The sequence below is a fragment of the Pseudomonas sp. HY2-MNA-CIBAN-0224 genome (assembly GCF_040310285.1).
In the GTDB taxonomy this organism is placed as follows: domain Bacteria; phylum Pseudomonadota; class Gammaproteobacteria; order Pseudomonadales; family Pseudomonadaceae; genus Aquipseudomonas; species Aquipseudomonas helleri.
The window spans coordinates 19,434-36,361 of the sequence record NZ_JBEOPQ010000021.1 but is presented as its reverse complement, the minus strand read 5'-3'; the positions used below and the strand labels follow the sequence as shown (position 1 = coordinate 36,361).

The following is a 16,928-nucleotide window of genomic DNA, read 5'->3' as shown; positions in this document are numbered from 1 at the left end:
AACAGAGCGAAGCGGCCACCGGATTAGTGAGGAGATAGAAATGACCGAGATCCATCTGACCGATAAAAACACCCTGCGCGACCGCGCTCGCAAAAATGTCGAAGACGGTGCCGTCACCGAGGGCTACCACGCCAACCGCGAAGAAATCCTGCGGCTGCTCAACGAATCCCTGGCCACTGAACTGGTGTGCGTGCTGCGTTACAAACGCCACTACTTCATGGCCAACGGGCTCAAGGCCAGCGTGGCTGCCGACGAGTTTCTGGAGCACGCCAACCAGGAAATGGAACACGCCGACAAACTGGCCGAGCGCATTGTGCAACTGGGCGGCGAGCCGGAGTTCAACCCGGACCTGCTGTCCAAAAACGCACATGCGCAGTACGTGGCGGGCAAGACCCTGAAAGAAATGGTCTACGAGGATTTGGTCGCTGAACGGATTGCGGTCGACAGCTACCGTGAAATCATCCAGTACATCGGCGACAAAGACCCGACTACACGCCGGATCTTTGAAGACATCCTGGCGCAAGAGGAAGAACACGCCGACGACATGGCGGATATTCTGCAAGACCTGTAAGCATCACCCAACTGGTGGGAGCGGGCTTGCTCGCGATGGCATCGACACGGTGATTAAGTGACACCGCATCGACCCCATCGCGAGCAAGCCCGCTCCCACAGTGCTGTCTGAGGGCCGCTTATTTCACCGTTTTCGGCACTTTGCCCTGCTGCATTTGTTGCAGCAGCGGTGCGCATTGGTTGGGGACGTCACCGCTCGGGGCGACCAGCGCCAGCAGCCCCGCCGCCGGGCCGGCAATCACGCCCAACGCCACCATCCCCGCACCGCGCAACAGCAAAGGCACCGCCTCGACCCCGGCATTCGGATGCGCAAAGGTGCCGCGCACGTACAACGGTGAGCGCAGCGAGAACACACGAAAGCCCTTGGATTCCGGGGTGATCTTGAGGTCCAGCCGTTCGGTGGCGAAGTTGGCCGTGCCGTCGATGTAGATGATTGCGTTCTGGGTGTCGAATACAAACAACCGGGACGTGGCCAGGCCATCCTTGATCCCGAAATCAGCCGCCGCGCAGTTGATCTTCACGTCCTGGTCGCCAAAGATTTTGCCCACCACGTAATTGCCGACGTTCAACCCGGCGATTTCCATGAGGCTGCGACTGATCGCGCCGTCATTGATCAGCATTTTCAAATTGCCATTGGCCGTGCCCAGCAAGCGAGCGACCGAGTTGCCGGTGCCGGAAATCGTGGCATCGCCGTTCAGTTCACCAAAACTGGTTTTCATCGGCTCAAAGGTCGGGAACAGCTGTTTGAGCTTGAAGTTGCGCGCCGTCAGCTTGGCCCGGCCTTGCAACGGGGTGTCGCGGCCATTGAGGTTGATCTGTGCATCCAGCTTGCCGCCGGCCACGCCGAAACGCAGCGGCTCCAGCTTCAGCACACCGTCAGTGAGCACCACGTGGGTGTACAGGTCGGTGAACGGCAGGTCGGCACTCTGGACAATCCGCTTGCCGGTGAATTCGACATCGGCGTCCATGTCGCGCCAGCGCTCGGTGCGGAACTCTTCGACCGGCAGCACTTTGTCCGCCGGTTGCTTGCTGCTGCCTCCACGGGCCTTTTGTTTATCGTTGGAGTCCGCGCCAATCAGTGGCGCCAGGTCGACCATCAGCAGTTGGTTGGAGACCAGTTTGCCGGTGAGCTTGGGCCGTGGCTTGCTCGCCACAAAGCTCAGGTCACCATGAATATCGCTGCTGCCAATCTTGCCGTTGAAGTTGTCGTACGTGAACGTCGCGCCAGTGGCCTCACGCAGCTTGGCGGTGAGATGGCCGTCGGTGGAGTACGGCGGCGAGTCGGGCAAGGTCACGCCGGTGAGCGGATACAAGTTGCTCAAGCTGCTGCCTGCCAGCTTCAGGCGCAGGTCCAGCGCCCCCAGGTCCAGCGGGTCGGTCAGAGTGCCGGCCAGTGCGACCTTGGTGTCAGCAATGCTCACTTGCGCTTGCAGCGGGAACGGCTGGTTGGTATCACGCAACGCCAACAAGCCACCGATTTTGCCGGTGCCGTGGAGTTTCTGGCCGTGGTACTCGCCGTTGACCTTCAGGGCAAAGGCGTAGTCCTGCGGCACAGCACCCTTGTCTTGGCTCTTTTTCGCTTCTTTTTCGCCGACGATCTCGCTAAACGGGATCGGTTTGCCCAGCGAGTCGATCAGCACGTCGAGCCGGGTTTTCAGGGTTTGGTCGTTCAGCGACACCTGGCCTTTATCAAAGCCGATTGCGCCAATGTCCACTTTCCAGTTGGAGGGCTCGGCCTTTGGGTCGGCGGCGTCGAACGTGAAGGTCCAGTTTGCCCGACCATCGGCCAGGCGTTCGAGTTTGGCTTTGGGCTCCTTCAGGTCAATACGCGGGATAGCCACGGTCTGGCTCAACAGCGCCAGCGGTGACAGGCGCAGTTCAACCTGCTTGAGGCTGGCCATTTCGGGGTTTTTTGACCAGTCGGGGTTGCCCAGGGTCAGGTCTTCGGCAATCACATGCGGCCACGGCACCCAGGTACGCCAGCCGCCCTGGCCGTCTTCGCGCAGCCAGCGCACGGCCAGGTTGCCGTTAATGGCAAACGAGCGGTGCAGCACCTCGGACACTTTGGCGTTAATGGTCGGCTTGAGGCGGTTCCAGTCGAAGGTAGAAATGATCACCACCAATACGACCACCAGCAGGACAACACTACCGCCTATCCAGGCAAGGGTTTTACGGGTGCGCGTCATGGTGCGGCTCCTTTATGACGACTCAACGTCCTGGTGACTATGAAGGTACGACTGGCAAAGACGGCCCAAGGTTTAATCCGAGCAGTGTTTTCCCGGAAAAAAACCTCGGCATCGCCTGCACAGGCGTTGTGAACGTGCATCTGTGTGCCCTCAACTGCGCAGGCTAGAGGCCTTGTCGCGGGAATATCAATTGTGTCGATTATCACCATTGGCCGTATGAACTTTGATATCGAGCCTGCAAGCGTAGCATTGCCTCCATCAACCCTGAGTTGCACTGCTACGGAGCACACACCATGAAACGCCCTGTCTTGTTTAGCCTTTCTCTTTCACTGCTGGCCTTTAACGCGTTCGCCATGCCCGCTGACGAAGAGCCAACCCCAATGGCCCAACCGGCCTCCAGCAGCGTCAGCCAGCCGCTCAATCAGCTCGCTGAAGACGGTGCACAACGCACCCTGGACCAACAAAAACGCGTGGCTGAAGATGGCTACGATCGCACCAAAGGCAGCACCTTTGTCGCTGAAGGCGGCGCAGACCGTCTGGCCGAGCGCAATCAGCGTGCAAGCTGAGCATGACCGTGTGGGAGCGGGCTTGCTCGCGATAGCGTCAACGTCGATGCCCCGATAAACCGCAACGCCGCCATCGCGAGCAAGCCCGCTCCCACTGGGTTTGTGCATGTCATCACTACTGCCTTCAAAGCCGATTTGCTAGAGTGCCCGGCTGTACTTGTCTGGAACATCCGCCCCAATGCTGCCTCGCGCCGAACAGAAGCAACAAACCCGCCTCGCGCTGATGGATGCTGCCCGCCACTTAATGGAATCGGATCGCGGCTTTGGTAGCTTGAGCCTGCGCGAAGTCGCTAAAACCGCGGGGATCGTGCCTACAGGCTTTTATCGCCACTTCAGCGACATGGACCAACTGGGCTTGGCGCTGGTCAGTGAAGTGGGCCAGACCTTTCGCGAAACCATTCGCCTGGTGCGCCATAACGAGCTGTTTATGGGCGGCGTGATCAACGCTTCGGTGCGCATCTTTCTGGATGTCGTAGAGGCCAACCGCTCACAGTTTTTGTTCTTGGCCCGCGAGCAGTACGGCGGCTCACAGCCGGTTCGCCAGGCCATTGGCGCGCTGCGTGAAGACATCACGTCGGACCTGGCGACCGACCTCGGTTCCAAGCCCAAGCTGCAGCACTTGAACCACGCGGCGCTGACGGTGATTGCCGATCTGGTGGTGAAAAGCGTGTTCGCCGCCTTGCCAGATATCATCGACCCTCCGGCCGAGGCGCTGCCCGACTACTTGCAGCCGCAAGCCAAAATCAGCCAGCAACTGCGCTTTATCTTTATCGGGCTCAAGCATTGGCAAGGGCTGGGCAGCACCGAATAACCGCGCGCACCCAATTGGTGCGCACCGTCTGCTTATCCGCACTTTTTTAGAACATCTTCATCTTTCTGCACTGTGTTTGAGCCTACAGTTTGCCGCCTGCCCCAGGTTGGCAAGCACCTTGCTGTGCCTGTTCTATTGTTAATTGCAGGAAGCCTTCCAATGTTGGTGATTCATCGCAAAGTCGAAACCCACCCCGTGTGGAGCGCCGAGCTTCATTTGAATTTCGAAGCCCGCAGCAAAAGTCGCCTGCGCTGCTTTAGCCATGAAGGCGAAGACGTTGGCCTGTTCCTTGAGCGCGGCCAGCCGCCGCTGCGTGACGGTGATTTTCTGCAAGCGCAGGACGGACGCATCGTGCGCGTGTGCGCCAGCCCCGAAAAACTGCTACACGTCACCTGCCCCAACGCTTTTGAACTGACCCGCGCCGCCTATCACCTGGGCAATCGCCACGTGGCCTTGCAAGTGGGTGATGGCTGGCTGCGCCTGCTCGATGATTACGTCCTCAAGGCCATGCTCGATCAACTGGGCGCGACCACCGAATCCATTGAAGCGCCGTTCCAGCCAGAACATGGCGCTTACGGCGGCGGGCATCACCATTCACGGGCGGGCGAAGAAGACTTCAACTACGCGCCGCGCCTGCATCAGTTTGGTGTGCGTTTGTGAGTCCGGCATGGGCGCTGTTGCGCCTGGCCAGCCCGCAGTTGCCGATTGGCGGCTACAGCTATTCCCAAGGGCTGGAAATGGCCGTAGACGATGGTCGCGTCAACGACCCGATCACGGCGACACGGTGGATCCGCGATCAGTTGCTGCTCAACCTTGCGCGCTTTGAAGCGCCGCTGTTGCTGGCCCATTGTCAGGCCGCCGCCGACCAGGACTGGAACGCCTTGCAGCGTTTTTGCGACGAGCACCGCGCCAGCCGTGAAACCCGCGAGCTGCACCAGGAAAGCCGGCAAATGGGCTACTCGTTGCAGCAATTGCTCAACGGCTTACCCGAACTGGACGACCCAGCCCGGCTGTTTCTCGCACAACAACACGAGCCGCATCTGGCCCTTGGCTGGGCATTGGCCGCGCGCGCCTGGGGCATCAGCCCACAAGACGCCCTCGCCGCCTGGCTGTGGAGCTGGCTGGAAAACCAATTGGCAGTGCTGATGAAAACCTTGCCGCTGGGCCAGCAAGCGGCTCAGCGCATGACCAGCGAGCTGTCGCCGACATTGCAGCAAGCCCAGCAGCACGCCAGCTCTCTCGATTTATCCCACTTGGGCAGCGCCGCTTTCGGCCTGTCTTTGGCAAGCATGGCCCACGAGCGCCAGTACAGCCGCCTGTTTCGTTCCTAGGAGAATGTAATGAACACACACCCTTTGCGTGTCGGCATCGGTGGCCCGGTGGGCTCCGGCAAAACGGCGCTGACCCTGGCCCTGTGCCTGGCCCTGCGCGACAAATACAACCTGGCAGTGGTCACCAACGACATTTACACCCGCGAAGACGCCGACTTTCTGGTGCGCAACGAAGCGTTGGCGCCTGAGCGCATCATCGGTGTCGAAACCGGCGGTTGCCCGCACACGGCCATCCGCGAAGACGCCTCAATCAACCTCGAAGCGGTGGACCAGTTGAACCGGCGTTTTCCGGGGCTGGATCTGATTCTGGTGGAATCGGGTGGGGATAACTTGTCCGCTACCTTCAGCCCGGAGCTGTCGGACCTGACCATCTACGTGATCGACGTGTCGGCCGGGGACAAGTTACCGCGCAAGGGCGGGCCGGGGATCTGCAAGTCTGACTTGCTGGTGATCAACAAAATCGACCTCGCGCCGTTGGTGGGTGCGTCGCTGGAGCTGATGAACAGCGACACCACGCGCATGCGCAACGGCAAGCCGTTTGTGTTCAGCAACCAGAAGACCGGGCACGGCCTGGACACCATCGTGGCGTTTATCGAGAAACAGGGCCTGCTGGTGCCTTAAACCCTGTGTAGGAGCGAGCTTGCCTCGCGATCTTTTGATCGTTGAAAAGATCGCGAACAAGCTCGCTCCTACAGAGTTCAGGCTCACGGTGTATCATGTCGCGCAAACGCCCCAGCCGTGACGACGTCCGCCGATGCCTGATGTAGCCAACTCCGCCTTTTCGCCAGAACTGACCGCAACCTTTGCGGCCGTGCAAGCACATTTCCGTCAGGTCATCGTGCCGCTGTGGCAAGGCCCCGGCTGGAACGCCGAACTGGCACTGCCTTACGAGGCGCTCAGCCCCGCCCATCAACCCCTGCCGCCCCAGCGCTATCGCGCCATGGCCTGTGCACGCCAGTTGTATGTGTTTGCCAGCCTGATCGACGACCCGGCGTTCCCGGCCGCCGCCGAGCGCGCGGCGGCGCTGTTCCGTTCGTTGCAGAGCCACTTTCACGACGCCGAACACGGCGGCTGGTTCTACAGCATCGACCCCCACGGCGCACCGCTGGATCAACGCAAAGACCTGTACACCCACGCCTTCATCATCTTCGCCTGCGCCCATTACTGGGCCAAAGTGCGCGAGCCGCTGGTGGAGTCGGTGCTCAATGCCGCCCTGCAAGTGGTGCTTGAGCAGTTCAGCACGGGCAACGGCTTGTATGAGGCGAGCCTTGAGCAAGACTGGTCGTCACTGGGCAGCGGGCCATTGCAGAACCCGTTGATGCACCTGGCCGAAGCCTTTTTGGCGACGCTCTCGGTGCGCGAAGACCCAACGGTTCAAAGCGCCCTGCTGGCACTGACCGACGGCATGCAACAGCATTTTATCGAGCCTGTGCATAACGTGATGCTGGAGAAGCCACGTGGCGCTGTGGATAACTGGTTTGAGCCGGGGCATCAGTTTGAATGGTTGTTCTTGCTGGCCTCGTCGCCGCTGCTGCGCGGCACCGCCTTGCATGGCTCGCTGGACCGCGCGTTTGGCTTTGCCGAGCAGGTTGGCGTAGACCCGCAGACCGGCGCGGTGTGCGGCATGCTGGCACCGGACGGGACCCTGCGTGATGGCACCCAGCGCATCTGGGCTCAAGCCGAGTACCTGCGCGCCCTGACCTTGCGCCCAGAGGGCGCCGAGCGTGTGCAACGCCAATTGCTGGCGTTGCAGCAGCGCTTTTTATACACAGGCGGCTGGTACGAGTGCCGTGATGGCCAGGGCAACGTCAGCCGCGAAGACATGCCGTCAACCACGCCGTATCACTTGGCCACCTGCTACAGCGGGTTGGCGCAGTACATAAGCTGATACTTCACCCTGTGGGAGCGGGCTTGCTCGCGATGCGAACGACGCGGTTTGTCAGAAAGACCACGCTGATTTCATCGCGAGCAAGCCCGCTCCCACATTAAAAGATCATCAAACCCAGGTTACGCAATCCACTTGCGATCCCCGGTAAAGCTGATGGTCAGCCAGCGTGCACTGTCAGCCGTGCCCAGCATGCCCGAGATTTCTTCACGCAGTGCATCCAGGGTCTGCACCCCGGCCAGGGGATAACCCGCCGGCAACACAATGTGGATCTCGATAAAACGCGCCCGCCCGTGCTTTTGCACATAGGTTTTGTAGCCTTCAAAACCATGCCGCGCCGAGACAGCTTCGAGCACATCACGTACTTTGTCATCCAGCGCGTCCGGGGCGATGCCCAGAACGTCGCGCAAGGCAGGCCGGAGGATTTTGAACGCCGGTGCAAGCATGCTGAGCGCCAGCAAGATCAAAATCGCCGGGTCCACGTACGCGGCCCACTGTGCATAACCTTGCTGCTTGAGCACCAACGCGGTGACGAAACTTATCAACAGCCCCGCCGACAACATGGCGTCGACCAGCCAACTGATGTTGTCGAACTGGATCAAGGTTGATTTGAGGGTGCGGTTTTTATGGCGGATCCAGAAGTAGTAGCCGAATTCGACGACGGTAAATACCGCCGCGTAGACGATTACCAGCCCCAGCTCGATATCGCGCCCGCCATTGATGATGCCGAACACGCCGTTGAGAAAGGCGTAGATCGCGATCAACAGCAAAAAGCTGCCTTCGATCAACAACACCATGGGCTCAAGGTGCCAGAAGCCGAACTGGAAACGCTGGTTACTTTCTTTGGCGATCAACTGCGCGGTTATCAGCATCAGCACTTTGATGAAGGTCGCGATCAGCGAGAAAAAGCCATCGAACAAGATGGATTGCGACCCCGAAACGAAGCCGGTCACGATGCCGGCAATGGCCACCGCGAACATTAGAACGGTTGATTGTTTGAGCAGTTGCTGCTCACCACGGTTACTCACACAAACTCCTTTCAGCCCGTTGAATGCGACCTCTTTGGGAGGTCGCGGGTAGGCTGGCAGGCGCCAGTTTACTCCTTGGCGCGGCGCTCGATGGCAAAACCGCTCCACGACTGGGTGACCGGCATCAGTTCCAGACGGTTGATATTGATGTGCGCCGGGGTGTTGAGTACCCAGAAAATCGTCTCGGCAATGTCATGCGGCTGGATCGGCTCGGCACCTTGGTAGGTAGCGTCGTAACGCGCCTGGTCACCGGCAAAACGCACCAGCGAGAACTCGCTTTCACACAGGCCTGGCTCAACGTTGCTGACGCGAACACCGGTACCCTGCAAATCGCAGCGCAGGTTCAGCGAGAACTGTTTCACGAACGCTTTGGTGCCGCCGTAGACGTGGCTGCCCGGGTACGGGTAGCTGCCCGCCACGGAGCCCAGGTTGACGATACCGGCACCCCGGCCGTAGGCGATCAGGCGCGGCAACAGCAGGCGGGTGGTGTAGATCAGGCCCTTGATGTTGGTGTCGACCATGGTTTCCCAATCGTCGAGGTCGCACTTGGGCGCCGGGTCTGTGCCCAAGGCCAGGCCGGCGTTGTTGATAAGTCCGCGCAGCTTGCTGAACGAAGGCGGCAGGTTGGCAATGGCGTGCTCCATGGCGGCACGATCACGCACGTCCACCACCAGGCCATGCACTTCGGTGTGCTGGGACAGTTCTTCGCACAGCGCGTTCAGGCGCTCTTCGCGGCGGCCAGTCAGGACCAGTTTCCAGCCGGCTTGGGCAAATGTGCGCGCACACGCCTCACCAAATCCGGAGGTAGCGCCGGTAATAAACAACGTGGAAGTCATCGTGTTCTCCTTGGCTGGCGGGCTTGGGCCGCCGTTGAAATAAGATCCACAGCAGAATGCCCGGCTCAAGAGTCAGCAGCAAGGCCGAGAATTTGTACAAAAAACAACCAAACCTTTGCAAGCCACGGTCTATATGGGCTAGCGCTGTTTACACTCATCTTATCCACAGGCCCGCCCACAGTCTTTGGGGGCAACTCGAATGGCGCAAAAGCCTTTGTGCACAAGGCCTGTAGCGCAGCTTGAAGTGTTTTTAACTTGACCTGCACACACCCGGCATGCAAATGCCCCAAAAGAGTGCAGAACCGTTACAGCGCAACGATAGCCACAAGCCAGTCATTCCGCCCTCTGCCGCGTTCTTTCCAGAGTTTAATCACAGACTTATCCACAGGTTGGTGACAACATTTTAAAACACCGCATATGCCAATAAACCTGTTGACAAATCACGCAGCACACCCAGCAAAAAGCGCTGATCAAAAAACAACCACAGCGCTGAAAGCCTTGTATAACGTGGCCTTCAGCCAACTACTCCCACGTTACCCACAGCCGCCTCCACAGCAAACGGGGACAAGTCAAAATGATGACAAAACAGGGATTTATCGCGTCTATATGTCGCGCTTTCGTAGGGTTGCAATATTGTTTTCCACAATTTGCCGCAACCCTGTAGGAGCGAGCTAGCCTCGCGATCTTTTAAAAGATCAAAAGATCGCGAGACGAGCTCGCTCCTACAGTGAGGTAGGGTTGCTCAATGCCCGCCCAAGTAGGCGTTGCGCACTTCTTCGTTGCTCAGCAGGTCCTTGCCGGTGCCGGTCAGGCGGATTTCGCCGTTGACCATCACGTAGGCGCGGTCGGACAAACGCAGGGCGTGGTTGGCGTTTTGCTCCACCAGAAAGATGGTCATGCCGGTCTTGGCCAGTTCACGCAGGGTGGCAAAGATCTGTTTCACCACAATCGGCGCCAGCCCCAGGCTGGGTTCATCCAGCAACAGCAGCTTGGGCCGGCTCATCAACGCCCGGGCGATGGCGAGCATTTGCTGCTCGCCGCCCGACATGGTCATGGCCCGCTGGGTACGCCGCTCCTTGAGCCGTGGAAACAGCTCGAACATGCGCTGCATGTCTTCGCTGGCGTGCTTGTCGCCAATGGGGATGGTGCCCATCATCAGGTTTTCTTCCACGGTCATGTCCGGAAACACGCGCCGCCCTTCCGGCGATTGGGCAATGCCGTTGGAGGCGATGTAGTGCGAGGACTTCTGGGTGATGTCCACGCCCCGGTACAGAATCTGCCCGCCGCTGGCGCGGGGCTGCCCAAAGATCGACATCAGCAGCGTAGACTTGCCCGCGCCGTTGGAGCCGATCAGGCTCACGGTTTCGCCCTCTTCAATGTGCAGCGAGACTTTTTTCAGGGCCTGAATCGGCCCGTAGTGCACATCCAGTTCCTTGAGTTCGAGGATCGTGCTCGTCATATCAGCTCCTCTTCGTCAGCACCCAGATAGGCTGCAATCACTTTGGGGTCGTTGCGGATCGCTTCCGGCCCGCCCTCGGCGATCACGTTGCCGTGGTCGAGCACCACGATGTGATCGGAAATGCTCATGACCATGCCCATGTCGTGCTCAATCAGCACCACCGTCAGGTCGTGCTCGTCGCGCAGCAGGCGAATCATCGCGCTCAGGGCTTCGGTTTCCTGGGGGTTGAGCCCGGCGGCAGGTTCGTCGAGGCAAATGATCTGCGGCCGCGTGCACATGGCCCGGGCGATTTCCAGGCGCCGCTGCTGGCCGTACGACAATTCACCGGCCAGCCGGTTGGCGCAGTCGACCAGATCAACCACTTCCAGCCAGTAAAACGCATGGTCGAGGGCATCGCTTTCGGATTTACGGTAACCCTTGGTGTTGAGGATGCCCGCCAGCAGGTTGCGGTTGACCCACATGTGCTGCGCCACCAGCAGGTTTTCCAGCACGGACATTTCCTTGAACAGGCGAATGTTCTGGAAGGTACGGGCCAGCCCTGCGCGGTTAACCAAATGGGTGCCGCCGAACATTTTGTAGAACAGGCGGCTGGCAAAGGTTTTCGGTGAAACAAAGTCGCTGAGCTTGAACGGCTCGCCCAGCAACTTGATCACGTTGGTGTGGGCACCACGGGCGGTGATTTCGATCTTGCCGCCGGTGGCTTTGTAAAACCCGGTCAGGCAGTTGAACACTGTGGTTTTGCCCGCGCCGTTCGGGCCGATCAAGGCAAAGATCGAGTTACGTTTGACCTTGAGGCTGACGTCACTCAGGGCTTTGATCCCACCAAAATGCATCATCAGTTTGTCGACCGAGAGCACCACGTCTTTGTCCATCAAAGGCTTGCTCATGGCGCCACTCCTTTACGCGGTGTTACCCCGACACGGCTGATACGGATCAGGCCACGCGGGCGCCAGATCATCATCAGCACCATCAACACGCCGAACAGCAACACGCGGTACTCGGCAAAGCTGCGCAGCAGTTCCGGGGCCACGGTCAGGACGAACGCGGCAATCACCACGCCCACCGTCGAGCCCATACCGCCGAGCACCACAATCGCGAGGATCAGCGCCGACTCAAAGAAGGTGAACGAGGACGGGTTGACGAAGCCTTGGTAACTGGCGAAAAACACCCCGGCCAAGCCTGCGGTCGATGCCCCGAGGGTGAACGCAGAGAGCTTGACCAGCACGTGGTTCAGGCCCATGGCGCGGCAAGCGATTTCGTCTTCGCGCAGTGCTTCCCACGCCCGGCCAATCGGCATGCGGGTCAGGCGGTGCTTGATGTAGAGCACCAGCAGCACCACCAAAAACAGCACGATGTAGATAAACAGGAATTTGACGTTGGGGTTGTAGTCCAGCCCGAAGAACTGGTGAAACGGTATCCCGCCCTCTTTGGCCACCCGACCAAATTCCAGGCCCATAAAGGTTGGCGATGGCACCGGCATGCCGTTGGGCCCGCCGGTAAACGACAGCCAGTTGTTGAGCACCAGGCGAATGATTTCACCAAAGCCCAGGGTCACGATGGCCAGGTAGTCACCGTGCATGCGCAGCACCGGAAACCCGAGAATGCACCCCGCCAGCGCCGCCGCAATCGCCGCCAGCGGCAAGACCGACCAAAAACCCAGCCCCAAGTACTGATAACCCAGCGCCAGGCCGTAGGCACCAATGGCGTAGAACGCCACGTAACCGAGGTCGAGCAGCCCAGCCAGGCCCACCACGATGTTCAGACCAAGGCCGAGCAACACGTAGATCAGCCCCAGAATCACCACCGTCAGCACGTATTTATTGGCGAAGAACGGGAACACGATGGCAATCACGATGAGCAGCGGGATGATCCAGCGCAGCCGCGATTTGTAGTCGGGTGGCAACACGTGCACGCCTGAACCTGTGGATTCAAACCCGTGGAGAATCTTCAGGCCACGGGAGGTTTGCAGGAACAGGCTCAGGGCAAAGCGCCCGACCATCACAATTGCCACCAGCCAGCCGACGCGCGCCGGTTGCAGATTAAAGCTGTAGCCGTCGAGCACGACCCCCACGATCGGCCCGAACACAATCAGTGAGATCAACCCGGCAAGGATCGAATCGACGACGCTCTTTTTGATATCAATCGGTTTATTAATGGCTGCAGACATACTTACACCTTCGCCACGAGTGGACGACCCAGCAGGCCTTGGGGACGGAAAATCAGAATCACCACCAGCAGTGAGAAGCTGAACACGTCCTTGTAGTCCGAGTTAATCAACCCGGCAAACAGTGACTCGGACACCCCCAGGATGATCCCCCCGAGCATGGCGCCGGGCAGTGATCCGATCCCGCCGAGTACCGCAGCGGTAAACGCTTTGATGCCAATGATGAAGCCGGCATAAAAGTCGAACGTGCCGTAGTTCATGGTGATCAGCACACCGGCCAGCGCGGCCATGGCGGCGCCGATGACGAACACGTAGGAAATGACCCGGTCGGTGTTGATCCCCAGAATCGAGGCCATTTTGCGGTCTTGTTGCGTGGCCCGGCACATGCGGCCCAGCTTGGTGTACTTGATGATGTAGGTCAGCAAACCCATGCCGACAAACGCGGCGATGAGGATGAAGACTTTGGTGTAGGTGAGTTGCACAAAGCCGGTGCCGATATCGACGCGCCAGGCGCCGCTCAGCAGTGTCGGTACGCCCTGCTGGCGCGAGCCTTGGGCGATTTGCACGTAGTTTTGCAGGATCAGCGAAATGCCGATGGCGCTGATCAGCGGCGCCAGCCGGGTCGAGTTGCGCAGCGGTTTGTAGGCCACGCGTTCGATCACCCAGCCATACACGCCGGTGACCACCACGGTGAAGATCAGGGTGCCCAACATCAGTAATGGGAAGGATTCGATACCGAAGTACGCCAGCAGAGCCAGACTGATTGCCGCGAGGTAAGCGGAAATCATGTACACCTCGCCGTGGGCGAAGTTGATCATGCCGATGATGCCGTAGACCATTGTGTAGCCGATGGCGATCAGGCCGTAGACAGACCCGAGGGTCAGGCCGTTCAGCAGTTGCTGCAGGAAAATACCGTCCATAACGCAATCTCACGCAGTTGAGCGATTGCGCAAACTCGCGCCCGCCACACCGCCAAAAGCGGCCTGGATGGTTGATGCCGGCCCGTTAACGCGTATCACCTGTGGGAGCGGGCTTGCCCGCGATGGTATCGACGCGGTTCAACACAAAGACCGCATCGCCTGTATCGCTGGCAAGCCAGGCTCCCACAGGTTTTTTGCTGCATTTAAAACAGCGTTCGCTTAACTGACAGGTATTAACCTGGGTGGTGCGGTTTACGCAGCTCCTGGAAAAAAGGCAGGTTGTGCAGACTCATTCCCGCCTGAACGGACGCAAAGCGCCGTTCAAGCGAGCAGCTCATCTCACTTCTGCTGTTCCAGCTGGTGGTACTTGCCGTCTTTGTCCCACTGGTAAACCACGTAGTCAGAGACTTTGAGATCGCCTTTGGCGTCCCACTCTTTCTTGCCCATGACGGTGGCAACAGGGTTGGCCTTGAGCCACTTGGCGGCGTCTTCACCTTTGTTGGACTTGGCGCCGTTGAAGGCATCCGCCAGGGCCTGGAGGGAAGCGTAGGCGTACAGGGTGTAGCCTTCTGGCTCTTTGCCGGCTTTACGGAACTCTTCGACCACGGCCTTACTGTCCGGCAGCAGGCGCGGGTCGGCGCCGAAGGTCATGTACACGCCGTCAACGTACTGTTTGCCGCCTGCGGTGGAGACCAATTCGTCGGTGACCACGCCATCGTCAGACATGAACTTCACGTCCTTGAGGCCCGCTTCACGCAGTTGACGCACCAGTGGGCCGGCTTCCGGGTGCAGACCGCCGAAATACACGACGTCGGCGCCGGACGCGCGGATTTTGGTGACCAGGGCGCTGAAGTCTTTCTCGCCACGGGTCAGGCCCTCTTCAAGCACTGGCTTGACGCCGCGCTTGGTCAACTGCGCACTGGTGGCGTCAGCCAGGCCTTTGCCGTAGGTGTCCTTGTCGTTGATCACCGCGACTTTCTTGGCCTTGAGCACATCGACAATGTAGTCACCGGCCACAATGCCTTGCTGGTCATCACGCCCGCACATGCGGAACACCGCGTCCAGGCCACGCTCAGTCACCTGCGGGTTGGTGGAGCCCGGCGTGATCATGATCACACCCGCGTCGGCGTACACCTCAGACGCCGGAATGGTGTTGGAGGAGCAGAAATGGCCGATCACCCCGGCGACCTTGTCCTGATCGACCAAACGGTTGGCCACCGCCACGGCCTGTTTGGGTTCGCAGGCATCGTCACCGGCCACCAGGACGATTTTCTCGCCGTTGATCCCGCCCTTGGCGTTTATAACCTCAGCCGCCGCCTTCGCCCCGGTCATGTATTGCTCGCCAAATGCCGCGTTGGCGCCGGTCATCGGCCCCGCTACACCGATTTTCACATCGGCCTGAACAAACGAAGAAACGCCCAACGCGGCTGCTACCGCGAGAGCCAGAAAACCTTTCTTGTAGAACGTCTGCGACATGAGGTGGTGCTCCTGAGTTTTTTTAGTTGGCACTGCGACTTCACATAAAGCGCTGAGCAAGGCGCGTGCCATTGGTTTTTTATTCTGGGAAAAGCCGTTGTTTTATTGTTATGTCGACTGTTTCGGGCCCTTTTTCATTGGGCGTGCAACCGTCTAAACCGAGGAAGGTAAAACCGTTTATGTGTTCAAAGTGCCACCAGGCTCAACACACGTTGCAACCGGGTTGCGCTAGCCTTGGCATTCTCCTTGTAACCCAGCGCGTCACCGATCTGCACACTCGCGGTGCATGACTGCTACATGGCGCACCACCTGAGGCTAGTCGCTGTTCGCGCAAACGTCGTGCTGGCGATTAAATATCACCTTTAGATAACAATTCTCAGGCATTGGCCAGCGTGATAAAGCGAAAATCCCGCCTCATACAAACAGCTGCGCAAGCCCGCATGCGGCACCGATTGCATGGCCGAAAAAGGAATCGGCAGCGCGCTGGCATCGCCGTGACACAGGTAATCGGCAAAGGCTTTGCCCACCACGGTGCCGGTGGTCACGCCGCGACCGTTATAGCCTGTGACCGCCACTAAACCGGGCGCGGGCTCGAATAAACGCATCAAGTGATCGGGGGTGAAGGCGATGCAGCCGGTCCAGGTGCACTCCCATTCCACACCTTTCAATGACGGGAAGTAATGCTGTTGCACGCGGTCAGCCCAGGCCTTCAAGAACCAGGTGGGCTTTTGATTGCCGTTGCCCAGGCTGCCGAGCAATAAACGGCCTTCGGCGTCGCGGCGAATGCTGCTGAGCACCTGGCGCGTGTCCCACGACCCTTGGCCGCCGGGCAAGATGCTGTTGGCACTGTCATCGGTCAGAGGTTTAGAGGCCACTTGGTAGTAGTAACCGGGGAAAAAGTTACGCCGCAGGTCAGTCCATTCGCCTTCGGTGTACGCGTTGGAGGCCAGCACCACCTGTTCAGCGCTGACCGCTCCGTGCGCCGTTTGCACCGACCAGCGCGCGCCCTGGCGCTCCAGCCCGGTGACGGGCGAATGATCAAACAGGTGCCCGCCCAGATCACTGGCGGCTTTCGCCAGCCCCGAGGTGTACGCCATGGGGTTGAGCGTACCGGCGCGACGGTCGAGCAAGGCGGCGGCAATTTTTTGGGTGCCGGTGGCGGCTGCACAGGCAGAGCCGGTGAGCAACTCGACCGGCGCGCCACGGCGTTTCCATTGTTGCTCGCGGCTGCGCAAGTCGGCTTCGCCGCGGGCGTTGTGGGCCATGTGCAGCGTACCTTCGCGGCGTAACTGGCAGTCGATGCGGTATTTGTCGACAAGGCTGAACACCAGCGACGGTGCGGCGCCGAGCATGCGATTGAGCTGGCTGCCGACGGCCTCACCGAAACCGGCCTCGATGTCGTCCGGCGGGATCCACATTCCCGCGTTGACCAGCCCAACGTTGCGCCCGGACCCGCCGTGCCCGGTGCGGTGGGCCTCAAGCACGCACACGCGTTTGCCTTGTTCGAGCAAATGGATGGCGGCGGACAGGCCGGTGATCCCGGCGCCGATGACGCACACATCGACACTCAATTCGCCCTTAAACGCGGGCGCTTGCGGACGTTGAGGCGTCAGGGTTTCCCATAAGCATTGTTCTTGTAGTGGCATGGGGGGCTCCAGCAATGAAACCGGGTGATGATCTGACGTCATTCGTAGGA

16 protein-coding genes are annotated in these 16,928 nt (G+C 59.6%); 7 read left to right on the top strand and 9 right to left on the bottom strand.

The window, feature by feature from the left end; all coding sequences use genetic code 11:
* Window positions 1–40: 40 nt before the first annotated feature.
* Entirely contained in the window at window positions 41–571 is a 531-nt protein-coding gene (locus AAEZ03_RS12205; RefSeq protein WP_048366557.1) for a ferritin-like domain-containing protein, read from the top strand.
* 118 nt (window positions 572–689) lie between these two features.
* Here AAEZ03_RS12205 and AAEZ03_RS12200 read toward each other — a convergent pair whose 3' ends face one another.
* The gene (locus tag AAEZ03_RS12200; RefSeq protein ID WP_350578902.1) at window positions 690–2,756 is read right to left on the bottom strand and encodes an AsmA family protein; all 2,067 of its coding nucleotides are present in this window, start codon (window positions 2,754–2,756) and stop codon (window positions 690–692) included.
* A 293-nt stretch (window positions 2,757–3,049) separates the two neighbouring features.
* Between AAEZ03_RS12200 and AAEZ03_RS12195 the strand changes: the two genes are divergently transcribed.
* From AAEZ03_RS12195 to AAEZ03_RS12170, 6 genes are all read left to right on the top strand, one after another.
* Window positions 3,050–3,322, top strand: a complete 273-nt coding sequence (locus AAEZ03_RS12195) for a hypothetical protein (protein WP_048366559.1) — start codon at window positions 3,050–3,052, stop codon at window positions 3,320–3,322.
* A gap of 178 nt (window positions 3,323–3,500) precedes the next feature.
* Window positions 3,501–4,133 (top strand): TetR family transcriptional regulator, encoded by a 633-nt coding sequence (locus AAEZ03_RS12190; RefSeq protein WP_278938594.1) that lies wholly within the window; start codon window positions 3,501–3,503, stop codon window positions 4,131–4,133.
* Window positions 4,134–4,292: 159 nt separating this feature from the next.
* Complete coding sequence (gene ureE, locus AAEZ03_RS12185; RefSeq protein WP_048366561.1) at window positions 4,293–4,793, top strand: urease accessory protein UreE; 501 nt, start codon at window positions 4,293–4,295, stop codon at window positions 4,791–4,793.
* On the top strand, window positions 4,790–5,464 hold the full coding sequence (locus AAEZ03_RS12180) for an urease accessory protein UreF (protein ID WP_278938595.1): 675 nt from the start codon (window positions 4,790–4,792) through the stop codon (window positions 5,462–5,464). The genes ureE and AAEZ03_RS12180 overlap by 4 nt, the downstream gene beginning before the upstream one ends.
* Before the next feature lie 9 nt (window positions 5,465–5,473).
* A complete protein-coding gene (ureG, locus tag AAEZ03_RS12175) occupies window positions 5,474–6,085 on the top strand; it encodes an urease accessory protein UreG (protein ID WP_048366563.1) in 612 nt (203 codons plus the stop codon).
* A gap of 133 nt (window positions 6,086–6,218) precedes the next feature.
* The gene (locus AAEZ03_RS12170) at window positions 6,219–7,352 is read left to right on the top strand and encodes an AGE family epimerase/isomerase (RefSeq protein ID WP_048366564.1); all 1,134 of its coding nucleotides are present in this window, start codon (window positions 6,219–6,221) and stop codon (window positions 7,350–7,352) included.
* Between the two features lie 119 nt (window positions 7,353–7,471).
* Here the strand turns inward: AAEZ03_RS12170 and AAEZ03_RS12165 are convergent, their stop codons facing one another.
* The 8 genes from AAEZ03_RS12165 to amaA all read right to left on the bottom strand — a co-directional run bounded on the left by AAEZ03_RS12165 (window position 7,472) and on the right by amaA (window position 16,878).
* Complete coding sequence (locus AAEZ03_RS12165) at window positions 7,472–8,377, bottom strand: cation diffusion facilitator family transporter (RefSeq protein ID WP_048366565.1); 906 nt, start codon at window positions 8,375–8,377, stop codon at window positions 7,472–7,474.
* Between the two features lie 68 nt (window positions 8,378–8,445).
* Window positions 8,446–9,213 (bottom strand): SDR family oxidoreductase, encoded by a 768-nt coding sequence (locus tag AAEZ03_RS12160; RefSeq protein WP_350578895.1) that lies wholly within the window; start codon window positions 9,211–9,213, stop codon window positions 8,446–8,448.
* 742 nt (window positions 9,214–9,955) lie between these two features.
* Window positions 9,956–10,672 (bottom strand): ABC transporter ATP-binding protein, encoded by a 717-nt coding sequence (locus tag AAEZ03_RS12155; RefSeq protein ID WP_350578893.1) that lies wholly within the window; start codon window positions 10,670–10,672, stop codon window positions 9,956–9,958.
* Window positions 10,669–11,544 carry an ATP-binding cassette domain-containing protein gene (locus AAEZ03_RS12150; RefSeq protein ID WP_048385402.1) on the bottom strand — a complete coding sequence of 292 codons (876 nt, stop codon included), beginning with the start codon at window positions 11,542–11,544 and terminating at the stop codon, window positions 10,669–10,671. The genes AAEZ03_RS12155 and AAEZ03_RS12150 overlap by 4 nt, the downstream gene beginning before the upstream one ends.
* Window positions 11,545–11,555: 11 nt before the next feature.
* Complete coding sequence (livM, locus tag AAEZ03_RS12145; RefSeq protein WP_153335000.1) at window positions 11,556–12,839, bottom strand: high-affinity branched-chain amino acid ABC transporter permease LivM; 1,284 nt, start codon at window positions 12,837–12,839, stop codon at window positions 11,556–11,558.
* A gap of 2 nt (window positions 12,840–12,841) precedes the next feature.
* On the bottom strand, window positions 12,842–13,756 hold the full coding sequence (locus AAEZ03_RS12140; protein ID WP_048366569.1) for an ABC transporter permease subunit: 915 nt from the start codon (window positions 13,754–13,756) through the stop codon (window positions 12,842–12,844).
* Between the two features lie 339 nt (window positions 13,757–14,095).
* On the bottom strand, window positions 14,096–15,232 hold the full coding sequence (locus AAEZ03_RS12135; protein WP_350578890.1) for a branched-chain amino acid ABC transporter substrate-binding protein: 1,137 nt from the start codon (window positions 15,230–15,232) through the stop codon (window positions 14,096–14,098).
* Window positions 15,233–15,594: 362 nt separating this feature from the next.
* Window positions 15,595–16,878, bottom strand: coding sequence for an L-pipecolate oxidase (amaA, locus tag AAEZ03_RS12130; protein WP_350578887.1), 1,284 nt, complete (start codon window positions 16,876–16,878; stop codon window positions 15,595–15,597).
* Window positions 16,879–16,928: the final 50 nt, after the last annotated feature.

Coding starts and splice junctions, on each gene's coding strand:
- amaA (WP_350578887.1), bottom strand. CDS start 16,878: ATGCCACTACAAGAACAATGCTTATGGGAAACCCTGACGCCTCAACGT.
- livM (WP_153335000.1), bottom strand. CDS start 12,839: ATGTCTGCAGCCATTAATAAACCGATTGATATCAAAAAGAGCGTCGTC.
- AAEZ03_RS12205 (WP_048366557.1), top strand. CDS start 41: ATGACCGAGATCCATCTGACCGATAAAAACACCCTGCGCGACCGCGCT.
- AAEZ03_RS12135 (WP_350578890.1), bottom strand. CDS start 15,232: ATGTCGCAGACGTTCTACAAGAAAGGTTTTCTGGCTCTCGCGGTAGCA.
- ureE (WP_048366561.1), top strand. CDS start 4,293: ATGTTGGTGATTCATCGCAAAGTCGAAACCCACCCCGTGTGGAGCGCC.
- AAEZ03_RS12195 (WP_048366559.1), top strand. CDS start 3,050: ATGAAACGCCCTGTCTTGTTTAGCCTTTCTCTTTCACTGCTGGCCTTT.
- AAEZ03_RS12150 (WP_048385402.1), bottom strand. CDS start 11,544: ATGGACAAAGACGTGGTGCTCTCGGTCGACAAACTGATGATGCATTTT.
- AAEZ03_RS12160 (WP_350578895.1), bottom strand. CDS start 9,213: ATGACTTCCACGTTGTTTATTACCGGCGCTACCTCCGGATTTGGTGAG.
- AAEZ03_RS12140 (WP_048366569.1), bottom strand. CDS start 13,756: ATGGACGGTATTTTCCTGCAGCAACTGCTGAACGGCCTGACCCTCGGG.
- ureG (WP_048366563.1), top strand. CDS start 5,474: ATGAACACACACCCTTTGCGTGTCGGCATCGGTGGCCCGGTGGGCTCC.
- AAEZ03_RS12190 (WP_278938594.1), top strand. CDS start 3,501: ATGCTGCCTCGCGCCGAACAGAAGCAACAAACCCGCCTCGCGCTGATG.
- AAEZ03_RS12170 (WP_048366564.1), top strand. CDS start 6,219: ATGCCTGATGTAGCCAACTCCGCCTTTTCGCCAGAACTGACCGCAACC.
- AAEZ03_RS12200 (WP_350578902.1), bottom strand. CDS start 2,756: ATGACGCGCACCCGTAAAACCCTTGCCTGGATAGGCGGTAGTGTTGTC.
- AAEZ03_RS12155 (WP_350578893.1), bottom strand. CDS start 10,672: ATGACGAGCACGATCCTCGAACTCAAGGAACTGGATGTGCACTACGGG.